Raw genomic sequence first — 735 nt, forward strand, 5'->3', positions numbered from 1 at the left:
GAAGTCGTAACAAGGTAGCCGTAGGAGAACCTGCGGCTGGATCACCTCCTTTCTAAGGAAATAATTCGGAAACCTACACATTGTTGAAACGTTGTTCAGTTTTGAGGGATTTACCTCATACCATGTCAGAGACGACATGGGGGATTAGCTCAGATGGGAGAGCGGCATCTGCTTGCAGATGAATGACAGTGGTTCAAGCCCATTATCCTCCAATTGGTCACTTAGTGACCGAGCGTTGCACATTGAAAACTGAATCATGATTCTTTTTATTATTATTAAAAACCGAGAACACCGCGTTTTTTGAGTTTTTTAACAAGTTAAAATTGTTATTCGCTAAACTCATAACCGCAATTCTTTTGAATTGTTAGGTTAAGTTAGAAAGGGCGCACGGTGGATGCCTTGGCACTAGGAGCCGATGAAGGACGGGACTAACACCGATATGCTTCGGGGAGCTGTAAGTAAGCTTTGATCCGGAGATTTCCGAATGGGGAAACCCAATCAGTGTAATAGCTGATTATCACTAGGGGAATACATACTCTAGTTGAAGGTAGACGTTGTGAACTGAAACATCTCATTAGCAACAGGAAGAGAAAGAAAATTCGATTCCCTAAGTAGCGGCGAGCGAAAGGGGAAGAGCCCAAACCAATCTGCTTGCAGATTGGGGTTGTAGGACTGAACATTTGAGTTACCAAAGACCATGATAGTCGAAGACGTTGGGAAGCGTCGCCATAGGGT

1 tRNA gene and 2 rRNA genes are annotated in these 735 nt (G+C 43.9%); all 3 read left to right on the forward strand.

Going from position 1 to position 735, the window contains the following annotated elements:
- Positions 1–52: ribosomal RNA gene (locus ACRYI5_RS11035) — 16S ribosomal RNA — on the forward strand; the annotation flags it as partial.
- A gap of 86 nt (positions 53–138) precedes the next feature.
- Positions 139–212, forward strand: a tRNA-Lys gene (locus ACRYI5_RS11040).
- A gap of 155 nt (positions 213–367) precedes the next feature.
- Positions 368–735, forward strand: a 23S ribosomal RNA gene (locus ACRYI5_RS11045); the annotation flags it as partial.

The organism is Furfurilactobacillus sp. WILCCON 0119 (assembly GCF_053471565.1).